The sequence below is a fragment of the Iodobacter violaceini genome (assembly GCF_011601265.1).
GTDB classification, from domain to species: domain Bacteria; phylum Pseudomonadota; class Gammaproteobacteria; order Burkholderiales; family Chitinibacteraceae; genus Iodobacter; species Iodobacter violaceini.
In genome coordinates, this window is the sequence record NZ_JAAOLX010000017.1 from 1 (window position 1) to 20292 (window position 20292).

Annotated in this window: 17 protein-coding genes; 6 read left to right on the forward strand and 11 right to left on the reverse strand. The window is 50.8% G+C overall.

What is annotated here, in order from left to right; translation table 11 throughout:
* From HA050_RS21995 to HA050_RS20740, 5 genes are all read right to left on the reverse strand, one after another.
* Positions 1 to 181, reverse strand: a 181-nt coding sequence (locus HA050_RS21995; RefSeq protein WP_205836536.1) for a DUF3304 domain-containing protein, incomplete at its 3' end; no start/stop codon positions are given.
* Positions 182 to 296: 115 nt separating this feature from the next.
* Positions 297 to 503, reverse strand: coding sequence for a DUF3304 domain-containing protein (locus tag HA050_RS22605; protein ID WP_166830296.1), 207 nt, complete (start codon positions 501 to 503; stop codon positions 297 to 299).
* A 186-nt stretch (positions 504 to 689) separates the two neighbouring features.
* The gene (locus tag HA050_RS20730; protein ID WP_166830298.1) at positions 690 to 1565 is read right to left on the reverse strand and encodes a DUF4123 domain-containing protein; all 876 of its coding nucleotides are present in this window, start codon (positions 1563 to 1565) and stop codon (positions 690 to 692) included.
* Between the two features lie 11 nt (positions 1566 to 1576).
* A complete protein-coding gene (locus tag HA050_RS20735; RefSeq protein ID WP_166830348.1) occupies positions 1577 to 4216 on the reverse strand; it encodes a type VI secretion system Vgr family protein in 2640 nt (879 codons plus the stop codon).
* Between the two features lie 57 nt (positions 4217 to 4273).
* Positions 4274 to 4528 carry an OmpA family protein gene (locus HA050_RS20740; RefSeq protein WP_166830299.1) on the reverse strand — a complete coding sequence of 85 codons (255 nt, stop codon included), beginning with the start codon at positions 4526 to 4528 and terminating at the stop codon, positions 4274 to 4276.
* Here HA050_RS20740 and HA050_RS20745 point away from each other — a divergent pair.
* Positions 4518 to 4799: a hypothetical protein gene (locus HA050_RS20745; protein WP_166830301.1), complete on the forward strand. Its 282-nt coding sequence runs from the start codon at positions 4518 to 4520 to the stop codon at positions 4797 to 4799. The two genes, HA050_RS20740 and HA050_RS20745, sit on opposite strands and share 11 nt — an antisense overlap.
* Positions 4800 to 4878: 79 nt before the next feature.
* Here HA050_RS20745 and HA050_RS20750 read toward each other — a convergent pair whose 3' ends face one another.
* The 6 genes from HA050_RS20750 to HA050_RS20775 are packed head-to-tail and all read right to left on the reverse strand — an operon-like array spanning position 4879 to position 12938.
* Positions 4879 to 5376 carry an Hcp family type VI secretion system effector gene (locus HA050_RS20750; RefSeq protein ID WP_115226293.1) on the reverse strand — a complete coding sequence of 166 codons (498 nt, stop codon included), beginning with the start codon at positions 5374 to 5376 and terminating at the stop codon, positions 4879 to 4881.
* A gap of 48 nt (positions 5377 to 5424) precedes the next feature.
* The gene (tssC, locus tag HA050_RS20755) at positions 5425 to 6906 is read right to left on the reverse strand and encodes a type VI secretion system contractile sheath large subunit (protein ID WP_115226292.1); all 1482 of its coding nucleotides are present in this window, start codon (positions 6904 to 6906) and stop codon (positions 5425 to 5427) included.
* A gap of 5 nt (positions 6907 to 6911) precedes the next feature.
* Positions 6912 to 7415 carry a type VI secretion system contractile sheath small subunit gene (gene tssB, locus HA050_RS20760; protein WP_115226291.1) on the reverse strand — a complete coding sequence of 168 codons (504 nt, stop codon included), beginning with the start codon at positions 7413 to 7415 and terminating at the stop codon, positions 6912 to 6914.
* Positions 7416 to 7458: 43 nt separating this feature from the next.
* The gene (gene tagF / locus HA050_RS20765; protein ID WP_166830303.1) at positions 7459 to 8478 is read right to left on the reverse strand and encodes a type VI secretion system-associated protein TagF; all 1020 of its coding nucleotides are present in this window, start codon (positions 8476 to 8478) and stop codon (positions 7459 to 7461) included.
* Between the two features lie 9 nt (positions 8479 to 8487).
* Entirely contained in the window at positions 8488 to 12291 is a 3804-nt protein-coding gene (gene tssM, locus HA050_RS20770; protein WP_240929209.1) for a type VI secretion system membrane subunit TssM, read from the reverse strand.
* Positions 12292 to 12326: 35 nt separating this feature from the next.
* On the reverse strand, positions 12327 to 12938 hold the full coding sequence (locus HA050_RS20775; RefSeq protein ID WP_240929210.1) for a M15 family metallopeptidase: 612 nt from the start codon (positions 12936 to 12938) through the stop codon (positions 12327 to 12329).
* 460 nt (positions 12939 to 13398) lie between these two features.
* Between HA050_RS20775 and tssJ the strand changes: the two genes are divergently transcribed.
* The 5 genes from tssJ to HA050_RS20800 all read left to right on the forward strand — a co-directional run bounded on the left by tssJ (position 13399) and on the right by HA050_RS20800 (position 20265).
* The gene (tssJ, locus tag HA050_RS20780) at positions 13399 to 13962 is read left to right on the forward strand and encodes a type VI secretion system lipoprotein TssJ (RefSeq protein WP_166830309.1); all 564 of its coding nucleotides are present in this window, start codon (positions 13399 to 13401) and stop codon (positions 13960 to 13962) included.
* Between the two features lie 49 nt (positions 13963 to 14011).
* Entirely contained in the window at positions 14012 to 15361 is a 1350-nt protein-coding gene (gene tssK, locus HA050_RS20785) for a type VI secretion system baseplate subunit TssK (protein WP_166830311.1), read from the forward strand.
* Positions 15362 to 15370: 9 nt separating this feature from the next.
* Positions 15371 to 16066, forward strand: a complete 696-nt coding sequence (gene icmH / locus HA050_RS20790; protein ID WP_166830313.1) for a type IVB secretion system protein IcmH/DotU — start codon at positions 15371 to 15373, stop codon at positions 16064 to 16066.
* Between the two features lie 172 nt (positions 16067 to 16238).
* Complete coding sequence (gene tssE / locus HA050_RS20795) at positions 16239 to 16724, forward strand: type VI secretion system baseplate subunit TssE (RefSeq protein ID WP_115226285.1); 486 nt, start codon at positions 16239 to 16241, stop codon at positions 16722 to 16724.
* Positions 16725 to 16929: 205 nt separating this feature from the next.
* On the forward strand, positions 16930 to 20265 hold the full coding sequence (locus HA050_RS20800) for a type VI secretion system Vgr family protein (protein WP_166830315.1): 3336 nt from the start codon (positions 16930 to 16932) through the stop codon (positions 20263 to 20265).
* The last annotated feature ends 27 nt before the right edge of the window (positions 20266 to 20292 follow it).

Sequence of the window (20292 nt, forward strand, 5' to 3'; positions counted from 1 at the left end):
CCATTGCATCAATATCCCCTCCCCACTTACCATTAACATAAAAAGCAGGAATACCTACTTTGGTATGATTTAAGCCAGTTAATCCACCTGGAACACTCGTATCTTCTGGCTGTTTTTCTTGGCATGAGACCAAGGAAAAAAACATCGCAAAACAAAAAAACACTTTGAATATAAGTTTCATTTTTAAAGGCGACTTTATGTTTATCATTTATTTTTTCTCTTCTCCAGAAATTCCTGGGCCAGGATAACCTGGATTTTCAGGATAAAGATTGCTCACAATTACTTTGATTTGCTGTTCAGGTAAAAAATGTACGTAAACACCCCCTCCTCCCGTAGGATACGGGGTCCACTAAAACTTCTTTTTCAAACCAATGCTCTTCCAATGTATCTATCGCATTCCAACGCACTTTTACTTTAAGGCCTTCCTTGGGATACTCTCGCGGCATAGAAACACAACACACTGTTTTTCCCCCACCACCCATTGCACGAAGATTCCCCCCCATTCACCATCAACATAAAAAGCAATAATCGCTACTTTGGTATGATTTAAGCCCGTTAATCCACCCGGAATACTCGTATCTTCCGGCTACGTTACATTGCATGAAGTCAATAAAAAAACCATTAATAAAAAAAACAATCCTTTTAATCTATTTTCCATTGCCTTCTCTGCGGATCAAAAGAACACTTAATTAATTTTTCATATCCATTTCTTCAAAAAATGCAGCAGGTATTTCAGCTATTGCATCCTGTAATAAAACACCTTGTTTAATGCTTTTTTTCATATCTAAATATTCACAGCGTAAATCCAGCCCCTCCCCATACATAAACCAAAGCACTGCTAATACCAGCACATCATTTTGCTGGCTTTCCAACTGCATTTCCCGCGCTTCTTTTACACTTATGCACGCTAATTGATAAGATACTGCGTTGGAATATTTATTCAATAAATCAGGAAAATTTACCTGCAACTGGCTCAATAGCGTATCTGGCTCTGATTGCTCAAGCAAGGCGGCAAACTGCTGATCTGTAAACGCCAGCATTTCTTTAGGCGCGTCTACCCACAGCGGCCCCAAACCCTTGCCCAATTGAGCCTGCCAAGTATCTTGGCGGTTTAAATAAAGCCAACAATTGATTGGATTAAATAAAATATCTTTTTGCTGGGGATTTAAAATCTGGAACAAAGACTCGGAAATTCTTGTGTCCGCAAATCTTAACATCCATGATTTTTCATCAGATACAACAAAATGCAAATATTCTAAATGCTGCTTTAATTCTTTAATATCTCTATTGCTATTTATAAAACCCAGCATAGGTTTGCCTTCACAAACACGCAGTAAAGATTGTAAAAAAGCAGAATCTCCATTTTTTTTAACTTCAATAATCAAAGGGGACAGCTCGTCGTATTCCTCCAGCTCAGTACCTGCATAGAGTTGACAGCCCCTAGCCCCAATCAATTTTTTTATCTTTTTTGGTTCAAACGCTGTATCAATTAAGGCAAACCACCCCCCCTCAATTTCTAGGTTATTTAAATATGCATCTAAAGTAATTAATTCACTCTCATTCATACGCCGAATTCCTATACCACAAATGGACTGCCTGATTTAAGCGCCAGCAATAAACATTCTTTGCATACACTATTCGGAAACTGTGGCAAAGGCAGATTCAATTGCGCAGGCCCACTCAACTCATGACTCGCCCCCTTAATACTCACTTCACCCGGGCAATGGATTTCTATATTGCCACCTTTTAAGCGGATATAGCCGCCGCCGGAGGTGAAGAGCACTTCGTCGCCTGCGGCGATTTCTACTTTTTCTTTGCAGGCAGTGATTTTTACGTTTTTATCTGCGGTGATTTCTACGTCGTCACTCTGCGCCTGCAGCTGGATTTTGCCTTTGGCGGCGATCAGTTTGAGCGCGACTTTGTCTTTTACCCCGGCCACAAACAGGCTGATGTGTAATCCGACGTTGTGGATCCAGCGGCGGCCGGAGGTTTGGTTGGAGTCTCTTTGGGCGACCAGATCAAGGTTTGTGCCTGCGGCAATGGTCTGGCTTTGCGGGCTGGTGATGGCTACACCGTCCTCCCCGTGCAGCAGGATGATTTTTTGTTGGCCGGCCTGGTCTTTGGATTTGCTTTTGCCGTCTTTATCGGTATTTGACCCAGCTTCCAGGCTTTTGCTGGCGTGTACATGGTGGTGCAGATGGCCGGTGGTGGCTTTTTCGCCTGCGCTGTTGTCAGGCTTGACGGTTTTATCACCGTCGCCGGTTTCTATGGTGTCGGCGAGTTGATTGGTGGCGGTTTCACCCAGGCTTTGGGCCAGTGCCAGAGCCGATTCCAGCTGGCTTTGCGCAGGGCGGTGGTCGAGTTGTTTGCCGGATGCGCCGCTTTTGGCTTCGGTGCTAATCAGCAGACCATTAGCGCGGATGGCGCCCTGATTGTCCGTGCGTAATTCAAAGCCTTCGCCGCGTGGCTCACCCTTGCCGTCGGTTCTCGGGTGGATCAGATAACCAAGATTGAGCTGGGTTTTGCCGTGCTCGCTGGATAATTTGGTGCGGACTTCACCTTTTGTGTCATCAAACAGCAGCTCGCCATACTGGCCGCCTTCATGCTCTTTGGTTTTGATACCTGATAATGTTTTGTTGGCGGGCAGTGCGCCTGCCCCGCTGAACGCGGGCACGGGATGGCTGCCGTTATAGACCACACCGGTGATGATGGGGCGGTCGATATCGCCTTCGATAAAGTCGACCAGCACTTCCTGGCCGATGCGCGGGATGAACTGATGCCCAAAGCCTGCACCTGCCGATGGGTAGGCGACGCGGATCCAGCAGGAGGATTTATCATCCAGATTTGCGCCAAACTCCGGGTGCTCGGCAGCGCGCTGCCAGTGAAATTGCACCTTGATCCGCCCCTGCTCGTCGGTGTGGACTTCTGCACCGGCAGGGCCGACCACGGTGGCGGTTTGTACGCCGCGGCTTTTGGGTTTGCTGTGTTCGATATGGGCAAAATCAGGCGTAATCGGCTGGCCGCGTCTTTGGGCGGTGAAGCGGGCTTCATACGGTTTAGCGGCATCGGAGGCCAAAAGGCTGGGCGCGACCACGCCCAGTTGCTGGCTTAAATCCACGGGCAAATTATTATTAGCGGTAAATGTCAGCCCGGTAACGGCAAATTCGCGTTGCTCGGCGCTATCCCATTCGTGGGCGGGGTGGTCTTCCAGCCGGAACCACTGCCCTGCCTGCAAGGCACGCAAGGTGCCGGAGCCGCTAAAGGATTTCTTTTGCGCGTCTGCAGCCTGCTGACGCAATTGGGCGTAGTGGCTTAGGCCTTCTGCATCGCTGGCGTAATAGAGGGCCTGCGGGTCGTAATCTTCGAAGCTGGCCTGCAGCTGCTGGCCGCCATCGCCCTGGTCAATGCGGCTTTCATCAAAGCTTTGGCTGGTGCTGGTGACTTTGTAATCAAAGCTGGCGAGTGACACCGAGCTGCTGCCTACCTGGCGCTGGCTGTTCCACTCGGTAAGCGCGTCAGATTCTTCCGTGGCATCGGCGCGGTGAAAGCGCACCTGCATTGCCTGGGCTTCGGGTAGCGCAAAGGCATCGTCAAAGATGACCAGCTGAACCTGTGGATTATCGCCTGGCAGATGTTCGAATCGCCACGCCAAGCCTTCCTCGGCTAATAATCGCGTCAGAAAATCGAAATCGGATTCACGGTATTGTAAGCAGTAAGAGCGCGGGCCATGCGTGCCGGAGAGTTTGAAATCCAGCGTTTGCACGGCGGCAAAAACGGGGTTTTTAGCCTGGTGCTCGGCTAAAACTTGTTTAACGATATCGGGTACGGATAAATCCTGGAATACGCGGGAAGTGCGGCGGTAGCGGAGTAAGGCAAACGGCGGTTCTGCCGTCAGCGCGTATTTGGCAAAGCCACCATCTGAACCCAGCAATTGCGCCTGCGAGATGACGCCACAGCGCTCAACTGCATCACCATTGGCATCAGCCACCGATAAAACAATAGGTAAACCGAGTAAGGATTTAAGCGCTAAAGCGCCATCAGGCGATAAGCAATCAATCTGATAGCGGTAAGCCTGGTTAATCCCTTCGCTGCCATCCACCCGCTGAGGTAAAAGCTGCTCACCCCATGCTGCGCCATCTCCTAACTGCAGGGAGATCAATCGCTGATCTTGATTAAATGCAGCCGCAAAGCTGCTCAGTAATTGTGATAAAGGCATGGGGGAAATCATTTGCAATCCAGGTGGAGCGGGTAAATGGCAAGGGAATGAACGGTATTATTTGCCGATCTCAACACGTACAGCGTGCTCTGCGTCTTCGGTATTAAAGCGACGGCTTAATTTCTTTTTAGAGATGCCTTGCTTAACCAGGAATTTCTCTACATTCACAGCGCGAGCCAAAGCGGCGGACTTCGCGTTACCAATGTCTTTCTTGTAGCAATAGCCACGCAGGGTAATTGCTTTGGCTTCTTTTAATTGTGGCAGCAGGCTCATCAGTTGCAGCTCGTGCTCTGGAGTCAGCTTGGCAGACATTTTGTCAAACTTAAGAAAGGATGGGTCAACAACGGCCTTCTGGGTAGCCGCTGCTGCTGTTTCTGCAGCTTTTGTAACTGTCGATGTTGTTTCTACTGGTGCATGCTTCCATGAAGTAGAAGGCGTCGCACTCGGTGTTGCTGGATTTTCTGCACATCCGGTCACACTGGCAGCAATCACAAGTAATGCTGCACAAACAAATCCTGAACGTTTCATTGTTAAATCCCTTTTTTTTGAAACAACTAATCTGCTTTGTAAGTTGCTGGACTGAGCATCAGTCCAGCAACTTGCCAACAGCAGATCAGTTTGCTGCTTATCGCTTATCACCCGAATGGTGATATAAAAACTATTTAAGCGATCGTTTTGTTAGCGGTCAGATCCCAACCAGAGCTAACATTACCGCCACCAGCGCCATCAGTACGTTTTTGCTGGGTGTAAGTCCACTTGATTTTGCCGTAGCTGAAGCTTACGGTTTCGCTAGGGAAACCTTCGTCATTAGCTGAACCATGTGGCTCTGCTTTAGAAATCAAAACTTGTTCCATTTTGATTTCCATGTACTTCACTTTGTCGCCACCGGAACGGCACAGCTCGATGGTTACATCTTTGATGTGCTTACCAGTGCAGCATGCTTCGTAGATCTTTGGGCTGGCTTTGTCCAAAAAGTGAGTGATAACGTATTGAGCGTGGTTTACACGTTCAGCAGTAGCACCACCGGCAGAGCTGGCAGTAGCCTGAGCTGGCTGCTCAATTTTGTGCGAGAAAGATTGGATTTCGATCCAGTCTTTATGCTTGTCATCAGTAGATTCACCAGGAATACCATCAATTTTCAAAAATGCATCAAAAGCCATTTGCAAACTCCTTACAGTTAATAAAAGTTACTTCTACGCTTCACTGCATCAACGGGTTGGTTTAGGCAACTCAGCCACAAGACGCAAGGAAATGGTTAGCTCATCGAGCTGAAAGTGAGGGCGCAAGAACGCTGCTGCGCGGTACACACCTGGCTTGCCAGGCACTTCAACCACGTCAACACGTGCTTCACGCAATGGGTATTTAGCTTTGGCTTCCTGGCTGGCCGAATCATCCAGCAGCACATATTGCGCCAGCCATGTGTTCAGGAAATCCTGCACATTCTGGCGTGAAGCAAAGCTGCCGATCTTGTCGCGCATGATCGATTTCATGTAATGCGCAATGCGCGAAACCGAGAAAATATAAGGCAGCTGAGTAGACAAACGCGCATTGGCATTGGCCGAATCAGTGTTATAAGTCTTGGCTTTTTGCGATGACTGGCCGCTGAAGAAAGCAGCGTAATCGGTGTTTTTACAATGCACTAAGGAGATAAAGCCCAGATCAGACAGCAGCTTTTCAGTGCGGTCGGTCACGGCGACTTCGGTAGGGCATTTCAGAGCCACTTCACCATCGTCGGTTTTAAAGGTGTGTGCTGGTAAACCTTCTACCAGGCCACCGCCTTCCACACCGCGAATCGCTGCCAGCCAGCCGTATTCGGCAAAAGCAGCAGTTAAGCGCGCGGCATAGGCATAAGAAGCATTGGTCCACAGGTATTTGCTGTGATCGGTGCCATCGACGTTTTCTTCGAAATCAAATTCTTCAACCGGCACAGTATCGCGGCCATAAGGCAGGCGGCCCAGTACGTGCGGCAGTACCATACCTACATAACGCGAATCATCTGATTCACGGAATGATTTCCACTTGGTGTATTCAACCGTATCAAAAATCTTGGCCAGATCGCGTGGCTTGCCGATATCGGTAAAGCTTTCCAGCCCAAACAGTCCTGCACCAGCTGAGGTAATCAGTGGCGCGTGCGAAGCTGCAGCCACATGAGATAATTCTTCCAGCAGGTAGAAGTCTTCAGGATGGCGGCCAAATTCAAAATCGCCCACCAGGCCCGCATATGGTGCGCCACCAAAGGTGCCGTATTCTTCTTCGTAAATCTTTTTAAACAAGGCGCTTTGGTCAAATTCAGACGAGGCTTTAAAGTCTTTCAGCAGGTCTTTTTTAGACGCGTTCAGCACCTTGATTTTCAGCATGGTGCTGGTTTCTGATTCTGCAGTCAGATACTTCAGGCCACGCCATGAGGATTCCAGCTTCTGGAAATCAGCGTGGTGCATGATTTCATTCAGCTGCTCTGAAATCAGCGCATCAATTTCTGCAATACGCACATCCATACTGGCGCTTAAATCGCGGGAAATCGTTACGGTGCCCGCCAAAACCTGATCAACCAATTCGCTGATCAAATCACGGGTACGGTCTTTTTCCTGCTCATTGCTGGCAATACGGCTGTTATCAATAATTGAATCAAGCAAGCTGCTGGCTTCGCTGTGCTCAACGGTGCCCGCTTCAAGCTTCTGTAGATCTGACATAGCGATTACTCCTCTGCAGAGGCTGGTCTAGCCTGGCTAATTTGATGTAATTTTTCGGTATCGCGAACCACTTCATCCAGCAGCTCTTCCAGCTTATCGTTACCGACTACCTTATTACGCAGATCTGAAAGTCTTCTGCGTGCATCCAGCAGTTTTTTTAATGGCTCAACCTGATTCACCACATTTTGTGGCTCGAAATCGGCGAGTGATTCAAATTGCAAAGAAACCGACATTTGTGAATCGTCGTCTTTCAATTTGTTATTTACTTTCATAGCAAGGCTGGGTGCCATGCCTTTTAAAACATCATCAAAATTATCGCGGTCAATTTGAATGAACTTGCGCTCTTTCAATTTGGCCTGTGGGGTATTACCGGTGTAATCGCCCACTACGCCCAATACAAAGGGCAGCTCTTTGTTTTCAATTGCGTCGCCAATTTCAACGTCGTAAGTAATCTGAACGCGAGGAGGACGAACGCGCGATAGTTTTTTCTGTGTGCTTTCCTTGGCCATTGCCATTCCTAAATAAAATAAGTTGCAGAATTAAAACACGAAACTAACTGATTCCGTAAGTAATTTTAACGACAATTTCACGCAATTTTAATAAAGACAACGTAGGGTCGCTAAGCTGTCTTCCTAAAATATACGAAGCCTCGGCATAGGATTGATGACTGCGCCACGGGGAGTTCAAATCGCATACATTCACTAATTGCAATGGATCAATTGTTTCCCCCCACAACATGCTCAACTGCTTATCAGTCAGAGGATTAAGCGCCAAAGCCATAAACCGGCTGCCAGCCTGCTCAATAAATGCAAAATTAATCTGACTGATACCCTGGGCATGAATCGCTGCACGGCAAAGTGATAACCAGACAGCGGCACCCAGAATTTCCTCACCCACACCTACAGGCAATGGCAACAAAAACACTTGCGAGGCCATGCTGCCGCCGTAGCGGCGTGATAATTGCAAATAAAACGCAAAAGCCAGCAGGGTTGATTCCAAATCCCCCCGCCCGGCCTTATTCAATGCCTGTTCGAGTAATGTAGCAGGCGTGTTGGCCATATGCCGTTCGAGCAATTGGGCGGCAAGGCCCAGATCTGCTGCGGCACGGCTGCCAAACGACATCTGATCTTCCATAAACTGCTTGCAGGCAATCATTTCTACCGAGTTATCCACCGCGCTTTTCAGCTGGTCTTTTAAACCAGAAAAAAACAGCTCGTTGGCCAGTAAAAACTCGGCTTCATTGCCCATCAGTACATCGCTGGGCACACAGACCCCGGCCACCAGCGGGTAGTAACGCAAAGCTTCATCATGGCTGGGCAGGGAAACGCCTAAAAAAGCGCCCCGCAAATCACGGCTGTGCATTAAAAATTCGCTGGCCGGCGCCTGCATATAGCGTGTTTGCCAATCTGGCTTTAAAGCCAGAACCTTCAGGCTGTCGGCCAGCGACTGATCCACATCCAGCGCAACCGGATGGCTGGCATTGATACGGATAAAATCAGCACGCCGGGGTAATTTGCCAAAAATTGCATATTGCATCGGCAAATCCTGAGCCCGTTTAAAATTATTTAGCATGGCAGCACCTTACATTGTCACGCGTTCTGGCAATGACAGCTTACGTAAACCAGAGAGTTGCAGAGGGTTTACACCACTCACTGCGCGGAAGTTAAAACGGACCACATCCGCATCCCCGGCATCTCCCCGACGAATCTTCCAGGTCAGCGTGGCCGAATCGGCATCGTGCTGCTCAACCTGAGCCTGCGCGAGTAAACGCATCCAGCCCATACGCCCCTGCTGATTACTTACAACGGCGCTTACACCGCTAAATGCAACGACCTGAATTCTGGCGCCTTGCGTATTGCCTGTGCCTGGCCAGCTGAAGGATTGCCATGGCTGAGGCCCGTTGCGGTAACGCATTTCCTGGCCATCTACCTCAAACATAATCTCGGACAAGCCCGATGTAGGAATCGCCTGCAGCTCAAACTTAGCACTGGATGAATCTGCCATCTGGCTGGAAGCCATACTGCTCAGGCGGCCCATTCCAGCCAGAAATGCCGGATTAAAACGAATGCCTAAATTTGCCCATGTGCGCGGCGTCAGGCTGTCGCCCTTTTGCGTCACCAGGCCATTCAGATACTTTTCAGTAAACTTATCGACCGTGCCTTCTTTCGGTTTTACAAACTTGGCGATATCCGACATAGGCGCTTCATTGGCTGAATCGCTGAATGGATATTTGGCAGAAAGCACTTTCCACTGGCCGTACACTTCTTTTTGCCAAGCCTGATTCAGATCTTTTTCTACCGGCCCAAGCAGCACGGCGTAAGTCTGGATCAGGGGGCGAACCAGCATTGGCCGCACAATATCGCGCGTTTCTTGTGAAAGTGGTGTAAGCAGTGCGTTATCCACCTGCTGCAGGGTATCGGCCAGCTCGGAGCCGCTGCCATTTAAAGTGGCCTGAACAAGTGGCCGCGCCTGTGCACCCGGCTCATCGCTGCTGGCAATCTGATTCATCTTGCCTTTAAGCTTGCCCAGCTGCTCCAGGTAGCTGTTAATCGGCGCAACACCGGCACTATCTGCCTGCACCAGACGGGTAATGCCCAGGAACTGCTTGCCCACTTCGCCCAGCTCGGCGGCATTAGTGGTGGCGGGCTGATTGCTGCCTTTTAATAAGGCAGTGGTTTTTTCCAGCACAGATTGCTTGGCGTTTTCCAGCTTGCGTGAAAGCTCGCTTGGGTTATCCCATGCCGTTTCAAATGCAGCGCGGGCCAGAATCAATTTAACCGGCGAATTCTGCATATCAGCCAGCTGGCCAATGGCATTACCCGCAAAAGGCAGATCGTTGAAATCACGAATCACCACGCCTTGCAAGAATTTCTTCCACTCGGCCGCGTATTCAAGACGGTAAAGTGCTTCCAGATCGGCCCGGTTTTTTTCGATATTGCCGTCTTTACCCAGGTTATCCTGCACCGAAGATGCCAGTACCCAGTCATCGCTCTTCACTTCGCCCTTGCTGGCTTCTTCAATCGAATTGCGAACAAAGTTATCCCATGCTTCGCGGGTAAACGCGCCTGCAACCATCTGGCTGCCGGCAATCACGTCGCCATTTTTATTGTTCAGAATGCGCGGCACGGTCAGCGGAGCAAAGCGTGTATTAGCACGCGCTTTGATCTCGTTATAAACACGCTCGGTTGCGCTTAAACGCTTAAGCGAAGCACGCAATACTTCACGTGCAGCAGCCACGGTTTTTTCATCATTAGCAATCAGAGGTAAATCAGGCTCTTTAATCTGGCTTACATAAAACGCCACCAGTCTTTCTGCCGCAGCCATCACTTCTTCGTTACTGCGGTTGCCTTTATTAGCCTCTAACCAGCTGCGCCAGTAACGCGGAATCTGATCAGTAAGATGCGCTTCATCCATACGGGAGCGATCATGCAGCATCAGGTAAGTTTTCAGCGCGTTATAGCCCTGATCCAGCTTAGGCTGAGCAGCAGGCGCTTCTGCAGTTTCTTTTGCTGTTAATGCCGTAGCACGCTGAGGAATATGCCATGCGCTCAGCTGGATATTGGGCAAACCCTTTTTATGCGGTGCAGGTGCACGTTTTTTAACCGGCTCTTTGACAGGCTCAGCCGCTTTAGGCTCAGGCGTTGGTGTTGGAGCGGGTGTTGGTGTGGGCGTTACAGCCGCAGGCTTTGGAGCCTCTGGCACGGGCGCAGGCTCGGCCACTTTATTAGAAGCCAGCTGCTCAAGAGACAGCTCCAGATTCTTTTTCACCGGAACCAGCATCGATTCCTTCAGGCCTGCAAAATATTCTTTGCGCAGCGCGATTTCCAGCTCTTTACCCTGATAAAGACCCAGACCCACCTGCCACGGATGGCCGTCTTTGCGATAAGACTGTAATTCTTCAATCCGTTTTTGCAAGATGCCCAGCGACATCAGCTTGTCGTACAGCTGGCCGGACGACGCCAGTTTTTGTGCGGCAACACGATCATTTGCCACGCTGGCCATCAGCTTTTGATTACCAATATACGACCATGTCCAAAGCCCGGCACACAGCGCCAGACCAGACAGACCCGCCAGCATACCGGCCAGACGCCAGCGGCTGCCAGCCGGGCGTGTCTGGCGTGACACCAAATGCTGATCCGGGAAAACAACTTCTCTGAATAAATCGCGCAGGAAATAGCTGTACGAAGCGGGCGCCTGGCGCGCATCAAAGCCCTGACGGCTTAAATCAAACTGATTGGATACATGAGTTGCGGCACCAATACGCGGCACCCCTTCCTGCAAAGCGCTGGAGAAATAAAAGCCGCGCAGCAATGGGCGTGCATGGTAAGGGTCTTCTTCCTGCAACAGCTTTACAAACTTGGCAACGGCTTCTTTAAGCGCATGAAACTCGATAGGGAAGGCAAAAAACGCGGGTTTATTCTGATTGCCGCGATGCGCAGCCAGTTTTTCTTCACCAATTTGCACGAGACCACGGTACATCGCATCAAACTGCATGCTGACCACATGGCTGGCATCAAAGCCAGAGCCCTGCTCGGCGCTCAGAGTGGCACCCCATACGCGGTGACGCTCTTCTTCTGGCATTTCTTCAAAAAACTGCGAAAAACCGCCCAATAAATCAAGCTTGGTAAAGATCAGATAAATCGGCACCTGCAAGCCAAAAGTGGCTTCAATTTCATGGATACGCTCACGAATCTGGCGGGCGTAAAGCGCAAAGCCTTCAGAATTGTGCTGCGCCAGCTCAGGCAGGCTGATGGTCACCAAAATACCGTTAACCGGTGCTTTTGAGCGGTGACGCTTTAATAATTTTAAAAACTCCAGCCACTCCACGCGATCTTCTGTCTGCGTGGCATAGCGCCCAGCTGTATCCAGCAACACGCCTTCGGTAGAAAAAAACCAATCGCAATTACGCGTACCGCCCACGCCCTGCACACCTGCTTTATCGCTAAACGGAAAAGTCAGGCCGGATTGCAAAATAGCCGAGCTTTTACCTGCAGCAGGATGGCCGATGATCATATACCAGGGCAATTCATACAGCGCCGCATTACCGCGCGATTTACCCAGCTGTGACGTTTTAAGCGTATCAATCGCACCCAGCATGCGCTGACGCAGAAGATTCACCTCAGCACGCTTATCTACGCTGGCCCCAATCACGGCATCATCTGCTTGCTTGAGCAGCATTTTTTCGATCAGGCCCCCCGCACGATTTGCAATTAATTTGCCAACCATGAGGGTAAAGACCCACAGCAGCATCACAGCGAAGATCCAGCCAAAGCGAACCTCTGCTGTTTTCAGACCAAACCATGGACCTAAAAACCAGATCAAAGCAATCAGAATTAAAAAACCGATTGCTGACGTGACTTTGGCGTTACGCAGCCAATGCTTCATGAACATGAATCTCCATACAAAATGAAATACAAAAATTACTTATTTCGCAACATGGCGGCCAGAGAGCCCGCCTTTTCGATATGCCCATAGTCTTTAAATGACCAAACTCCGCCCCACGTCAGCCCCGCAGCAACGGCTTCTTCCCCCAAAGCCTGATAGGCAGCAAATGCCCATGGATCACGCTCTGAAATAATAATTTTTCCATCTTTCATCGGCGCAAGATCAACCGCCAAACCGTATTGGTGCTTGCTCTGCCCGCCTTTTGCCTTAGTCACCACATTCGCCTGCGAGATCAGATCATCCTGGCGCTCCGGGCTTCGGTAGCCTTCAAGCAGCGCCAAGGGATAACCCCGCTCCGTCATTTTTTTCATAATCTGTAAAACCGTCTGCACAAACTGCGGATCAAGCTGGCTCCAGTCCCGGTTGGCTGTAGCTAAACCAGGACGCGCAGCTGCAGCTGCAGCACTGATAAATACTTCCGGAGGCAATGCGGGTGGCGGCTCAAGCCTGGCTTCTGTAAACGTGCCTTGTATATGAGCAACCTGGCTATATTCCTGGGGCAAGAATGGTGCAATAACATGCCGGGAATTGAAATGCAGCGTTATACCGACAACAGCTAAAACCAGAATCAGACTGGCTAATGGCAATAGCGTTAATTTCGCTTTTTTATGTAATGAAAATCTACTTAATAACGATACTTTCTGCTTTGGTTTATCGGGTAAAATACTTACAATATCTTTTCTCTTCTTTTTTGTTGCATCAGAGCCACCTGCGGGTTTTACCTTATTTTCAGTCTGAACAGTGCTTACGCTGGTCCCACGAACAAAAAATCGCCAGCCAACCCATGCCAAAGCCAAAAATATTACTATTAAAATCATGATGATAGCAAACAAAACCCGAACCCCAGATACTTACTAAGATGTTATTCTACATTTAAGCAGGGCAAAAGCATAACTCATGATCATATTTTACTAACATGCCTTATTCCCCATGCACACATCCTTTTCTCGTGATATATATCTCTACCTTGAGGGCATAATTCCTTTTTTTTATCCCTCCTTACCATGCCATTTTTAAACCATTTTTTATTTAGAAAACACAAAGACGATGCTCATTCATTCACTTAAAAAACACGCCAAAGTGGCATTGGTTGTTTCCAGCCTGCTTCTGCTTTCTGCCTGCGCCAGCAGCGGCCCGAAACCCTTCAAAATTCAGGGCGAAGCAGACCCTTCCCTCAACCGGGACAGCAGCGGCAGACCGCTTTCCCTGGTACTGAGGATGTACCAGCTGAAGGGACATGAAGAATTCAACCGCCTGACATTTGACTCACTGGTCAGCGGAAAATCAGATGCAGAATTACTGGGCAACTCGCTCATTTCACAAAATGAATTTGTGCTGCTGCCAGGAAAAACACTCACTCTGGACGACAAAATTACCCCTGAAACCAAGTTTCTGGGCGTCGTTGGCTTCTTTCGCAAGCCTGACTCCCAGCTCTGGCGTGTACTGGTGAATGCAGAAGATGTGCGGGACGAAAAAGAATTCAGCATCAAAGCGCAAGATTGCTATCTGCAGGTGATTCATCCCAAAGCCCAGCTTATTCCTGGCCAGCCAGCGAGTTTTAAGGCGGACTGCGGCTTTATCAGCAAAAAACCAGCCCTGAAAACTAAATAACTATTGTGGCCCGCTGCCGGAGCGGCGGCTTGCCGGAGTCTTAACACCTATGTTGAAAGCCAAACGTGTTTTATGGGGCGAAGGGATGTTCCTTCGCCCGCAGCATTTCCAGCAGCAGTCTTTATTGCAGGATTATCAACAGGCTGAAACGCGGCAGTTGCTCAGCCGCCACAGCTGGGGCTTGCAGAAGTTTCAGATTGACGAAGTTGCCCTGCGCGGCGGCCAGGTTCGCTTAGATTCACTCTCGCTTTTATTCAGGGATGGCAGCCTGTTTCAGGCCCCGCAATCCGAGCCGCTGCCCTTATCCCGTAATCTGAATGATTTGCCGCAAGTGGGTGTGAGCACCACACTTTATGCCTGCCTTGCCGAGCTGCAACCCTATGGCGGCAACACGCAAAGCAATGAAAATACCGCATCGCGCTCTACCCGCTACCGCAGCGCCCATCAGGGTGTGGCCGATTTGTACACGCAGGCGCTGGAAGCCGATCTCACCACGCTGGAGCTGGATGTCCGCCTGATGGTGGAAGAAGAAAACCGCGATGGTTATGAAGCAGTTCCACTCGGTAAATTAGTGAAGGACGCCACAGGCCAGTGGTCTTTGGGGGCCGGTTTTTACCCGCCCTCCACCACCGTCAGCGCCATTCCTGAGCTCAGCCAGAATCTGCGCCGCTTATTGGATATTTTGCTGGTTAAAAGCCAGGCACTGGCCGGTGCTCACCGCGAGCGCGCTAAAAATGTGATGGAATACGGCACCACCGACATCGCCTCCTTCTGGCTGCTGCACACGGTGAACCGCAACTTTGCCCGCATCAATCACTTGGTTAAGTGTGAGCCACTTCACCCTGAAGAGCTTTATCGGGCCCTTGCCGAATTCTGTGGCGAATTGCAGACATTCTCATCGGTTTACACCCTGGCCGATATTCCGCCTTACCGCCACGAAGCCCTGCACGACAGCCTGCTGGTGCTGGATGTACAGATCCGTGAATTGCTCGATACCGTGATTTCAGCGCGTTACGCTGTGATCCCGCTCACATCACCTAAGCCTTCATTCCATATTGGCCGCCTGGAAAGTGATCGCTTCCTTGAGAATGTTGACTTCTATCTGTCGATTCAAAGCGAGCAATCGTCATCCAGCATCATTGAAACTGTGCCGCTTAAATTTAAAATTGGCGCGCCGGACGATGTGGATAAGATTTTGAACTCGGCCATGCGCGGTGTCAGCATGTCCTATGCGGCGCAAACGCCTTCGGCTATTCCAATCCGCGTGGGCAATCATTATTTTGCCTTTGAGCCTAAGGGCGATATTTATCAACGCATGCTGCAATCGCGCAGTATTTGTATTTATGTTCCGCAATCGCTGTCGGATTTAAAACTAGAGCTGATTGCAGTCTTTCGCTGAGAGTAAAAAATGAGTTTAACCGCTAACACAGAAGCGCACCCACTGGCCGTTGCCAAACCATCCGCCCCCAGCCTGCGCGAATTGCTGGAAGACGGCATTTATCTGCTGTTTTTACTACGGGACGGCAATGCCCCAAGCAGCGCAGCCGAATTCAACCGCCGCGTGGATCATTTCCTCGCCCAGTTTGAAAAAAATGCCCGCAACTTTGGCAAAGAAGTCCCCAATATCAGCGAAGCCAAATACGCTTTTTGTGCGCTGATGGATGAAATTATTCTTTCATCCGAATTCAGCCTGCGCGAAGAATGGGAACGGATGCCTTTGCAATTACGCATTTTTGGTGAGCATCTGGCCGGTGAAGGTTTCTTTGATCGTCTGGAAGTCTTGCGCCGCGATCCAAACAATAATTTCGAGGCCATGGAAGTCTTCCATACCTGCCTGTTACTGGGCTTTCAGGGCAAATATCTGCTGGAAGGCCAGGAAAAACTGGGCTATTTAACCGCCCGCGTAGGCCAGGAAATCCAGCAAGTCAGAGGCGGCAAAGCAGAATTTGCCCCGAACTGGAAGCTGCCACAGCGCTTTCAGGCCTTTGTGCGCCACGAGCTGCCGCTCTGGCTGTACTTCGCCCTGCTGGCCCTGGTAGGTGCCGGGCTGTTTATTGCCTATCGCTTTTTACTGGCTCAGGAATTAAGCAAGGTGATTGCTTAAAAAGATGACAAGAGCGGGTTAAACCCAATCCTGTCTGCTTAATAAAATTTGCAGCCTGGGGCAGCCATCAATCAGCAAAAAAACGGCTGGCCCAAGCTGCAAAAGCATCATGCCCCGCAGATTTTGCTTAAGCACTACGACAAATCGCGTAAAAAATTAAACAGGCCATTGTATGAGCACGCCCCGCCGCCAAACCCTTACCCTGCCGTCTGTACTTGACCGGCTGCTGGATAACGAGCCGGATATCAGCCACGCATCCTCGGCCATGCTCTTTGAGCTGCCGCAGTTTCGCCGGGCGCTGGCGCGCGATTTAGAAGCGCTGCTCAATACGCGGATTATGGATTTACCCGAAACGTTTGAAGCCTATCCGCTGGCCACAGATTCGATGCTGCTGTTTGGTATTCCGGATTTATCCGGCATCAGCCTGCTGAACCCGGACGACAGAGAAATGCTGCGCGATCGCTTACGCCGCGCCATCGAGCGGCACGAGCCGCGCTTAAGCCGCGTAAAAATCAGCCTGGATGCCCCGCGCGAATTAGAGCGGCATTTGCGCTTCAGGGTGGATGCCGTGCTGAAAGTACATCCGCACCGCCCCCCGGTTAGTTTTGATGCCACTTTGCAACTCTCGTCCAATGTTTACCGTATTCAGGACAGATAACCGCCAAATGGCCGGGCGTAGCATTGCCTGTTTAAGCGTCATCCAATGTTTACCGTATTCAAGTTAGCTATGCAGAAACATATGCTGTGGGCCTTTCGTGGCAAATAAGCAGCGCAGCGCCTGCGCTGCAGCCTTATTTGCTGCCAGCTTGTGCCTGCCACCCCATATTTACCGTATTTAAGATCGATAACCGGAACCTTCTTCTATGGACATGAGCCAGCTTCTCGCCTCTTTTGCCGCAGCCTTTAATCAGGATAATCGCCTTATCAGCCTGCAACTTGGCGACGGGGCGGCGTGGGGTGAGCAGCTGTTGCCGCAGCAGGTCAGTGGCAGCGAGGGGATGAATCAGGCTTACCGCTATCAGATTGATTGCCTTTCCCCCGATGGCAGCTTAGAGCTTAAATCCTTACTGGGCCTGCCCATTGTTTTATCTGTGGCCGATGCCAATGGCAGCGAGATTGAGCGCTGTGGTGTGATATCCCAAGCGCAGTTGCTTGGCTCTGACGGGGGCTTTGCAAAGTACGCGCTAACGGCAGAGCCGCCGTTTGCTTTACTTCGCTACCGCCGCACTTCCCGCGTGTTCCAGGATTTATCCGTGCCGGATATCGTGAAGCAGGTACTGGCCGAGCATCAGGCTAAAAACCCCGTATTTGCAGCGGTGCAAACGCTGGATTTCAAATTATCCGGCACACACGGCCCGCGCTCTTATTGCCTGCAATACCGCGAGTCGGATTACGATTTCTTAGTGAGGCTGATGCAAGAGGAAGGCTTAGCGTGGCGCTTTGCTCATCTGCCGGGTGACAATCCCCAAGTGCAGCTCGTTGTCTTTGACGATGCCTTTGCCGTACCCGAGGCGCAAGACAGCCAGGTGCGCTTTCACCGCGCGGATGCCACGGAAGAATCTGATGCCCTTACCGAGTGGAACAGCCAGCGTCAGGTAGGCAGCAGCTCGGTATCGCTTGCCAGCTTTAATTACAAAGCCGCCAACACCAGCCACACCGCCGATCATAGCGCTGTGGATCAGGGTGATGGCGGGCAGCAAATTCAATCCAGCTTTGAAGATTACGACGCCCAGACGCACTATTACGCCAGCGATGCTGAAGGGCTAAGCCATTACGCTAACTTGCGTCAGCAGGCCTTGGATGGGCAAAAGAAAACGTTTACTGGCTCTGGCACTTTGCGCAGCCTGCAAGCGGGGCAATGGTTCAGATTAGAAGACCACCCCGCACACGAATGGGATGCGGCCGAGCAGCGCGAATTCGCCATTACCCGGCTTAAATTCACCGCGCAGAATAATCTGCCGGTGGATCTGACCCAGCAACTACTGCAAGTCTCCCCCAGCCTGCTGGCCGCAAGCGCAGCTGACACCAAGCCCTACCAGGCCGATTTCACCGCCCAAAGACGCGGCCAGCCGATCACCCCCGCCTTTGCCCATGAGCCGCTGAGTAAACCCAAAAGCTTTGGCGTACAAACCGCCACCGTGGTTGGCCCCGCCGGCTCAGAAGTGCATACCGACGAGCAAGGCCGGATTAAGGTGCAGTTCCACTGGCAGCGTGCCGCAGAGCACCCGGAGTTTGGCGCAAATCTGGATGACAAATCATCCTGCTGGATCCGCGTTTCTATGCCGAGTGCAGGCGCAGGCTTTGGCCACCAGTTTATTCCGCGCATCGGCCAGGAAGTTTTAGTCGACTTTATCGAAGGCGATATCGACCGCCCCATCGTTACCGCCGTGGTCTATAACGGCAGCCACCCGGTGCCGACATTCAGCGGCGCAGGCGCTTTACCCGCCAACAAAACATTATCCGGCATCAAGACCAAAGAGCATGAAGGTGGCCAATACGGCGAGCTGCTGTTTGACGATACCAAAGGCGAAGTTCGTACCAAATTATCCAGCGAGCATGGTAAAACTCAGCTCAATATGGGCTACCTGATCCACCCGCGCACGGATGGAAAAGGCGAACCACGCGGCGAAGGCTTTGAGCTGCGCACCGACAAACAAGGTGCCATTCGCGCCAGCGGCTTACTCATCAGCACCGAAGCCAAAGGCGGTGCATCCGGCAAACAGCTGGACCGCAGCCCAGCCCAAAGCCAGCTGGAATCCGCTTTAGACACCGCCAAAAACCTCGGCGAATACGCCACCAAACAACTCGCCGATAGCATAGAAACTGGCGAAGATGATCAAACCGTCAAACCCGACAACAGCCCCGGCGACAAAGCCAGCCACGGCCATCTTTACCACCACGTGCACGCCAGCAAAAGCTTTGAAGCGGGTAGCAACACGGATAAAGACGGCAAAACAAAATCTAAAGAGCAGGCTGGCCAGCAAAAAATCATCCTGCTGCACGGCGAGGACGGCGTAGCCATCACCACCCCGCAAAGCCAGACCCTCAGCGCAGGCAGCAACCTGGATCAGGTCGCCCAGCGCGACACCAACCAAAGCACCGGCCGCCGCTGGATTCACAATGTAGGCCAACACATCAGCCTGTTTACCGGCGGCATCAAAGACAAAATCACCATGAAGCTGATCGCCGCCAAAGGCCAGCTGCAAATGCAGGCGCAAAGCGACGACATCGAAATCACCGGTGACAAAAACGTCAAACTCACCGCAATCAAAGGCAAGGGCCTCTTCAACGCCAAACAAGAAATCCTGCTCACCGCCGGCGGTGCTTATATCCGCATCAAAGGCGGCAAGATCGAGCTGCATGCACCGGGGAAAGTGAGCATTAAGGGCGGGAGCCATGATTGGAGCGGGCCGAAGAGCCAAAGCGTGCCTATGCCAACATTTAAAGGTAAAGATGGCCTTGGACAGTTAGAACTATTCCATCATTACCAAAATGCTGAAGCCATTAAAGGTGGCCAATATATTGTGACCGACTTAAAAGGTCAGGTTCATAAGGGCATGCTGGATGATAAAGGCTATGCCGTGATTGCAGGCTTGCCGATGGGTGCAGTCAGCGCTCAGTTTTTGAGTGACCCACGGCAGACAAAAGCCCCCACAGGCACTTTTGAAACACCACTGCTAAAAGATGTTCCAAGCAAAATAGATACGGATGCCATTGCTAAACAAGCTTCTGCACAATTAAGCAGTTTGCTGCCTGATGTGGCCAAAGCGCAGGGAATGGCAAGCACGCTATCTTCGCTTGACCCTGCTCAGGCAATGGCTGCGGCAAAGCAGGCTGCAGCAGGCCAAATAATGAGTCACGTTCCCCAAGGCATAGGCTCAGCTATTGGCAGTGCTCAAATGGCTAATACATTTGCATCAATGAACCCTCAGCAGGCAATGGATGCTGCTAAACAAGCGGCAGCTGGCCAGGCGATGAACTACCTGCCTAAAGAGGCGAGTTCTGCGGTTGGCAGTGCTCAAGGGATAGCAGGTTCACTATCCAACCCTGGCCAGGCTATGGATGCGGCAAAACAAACCGCTTCAAGCCAGGTAATGAGCCACGTGCCAAAGGAAATCAGCGCCGCTGCCGGGCAAGCCAATGCTTCTGCTCAACAAGCCCAACAAGTTAAACAAATGCTCGCTTCGCTCAAGAAGTAATAGCCCTGCTTATACGGTACAGCCATG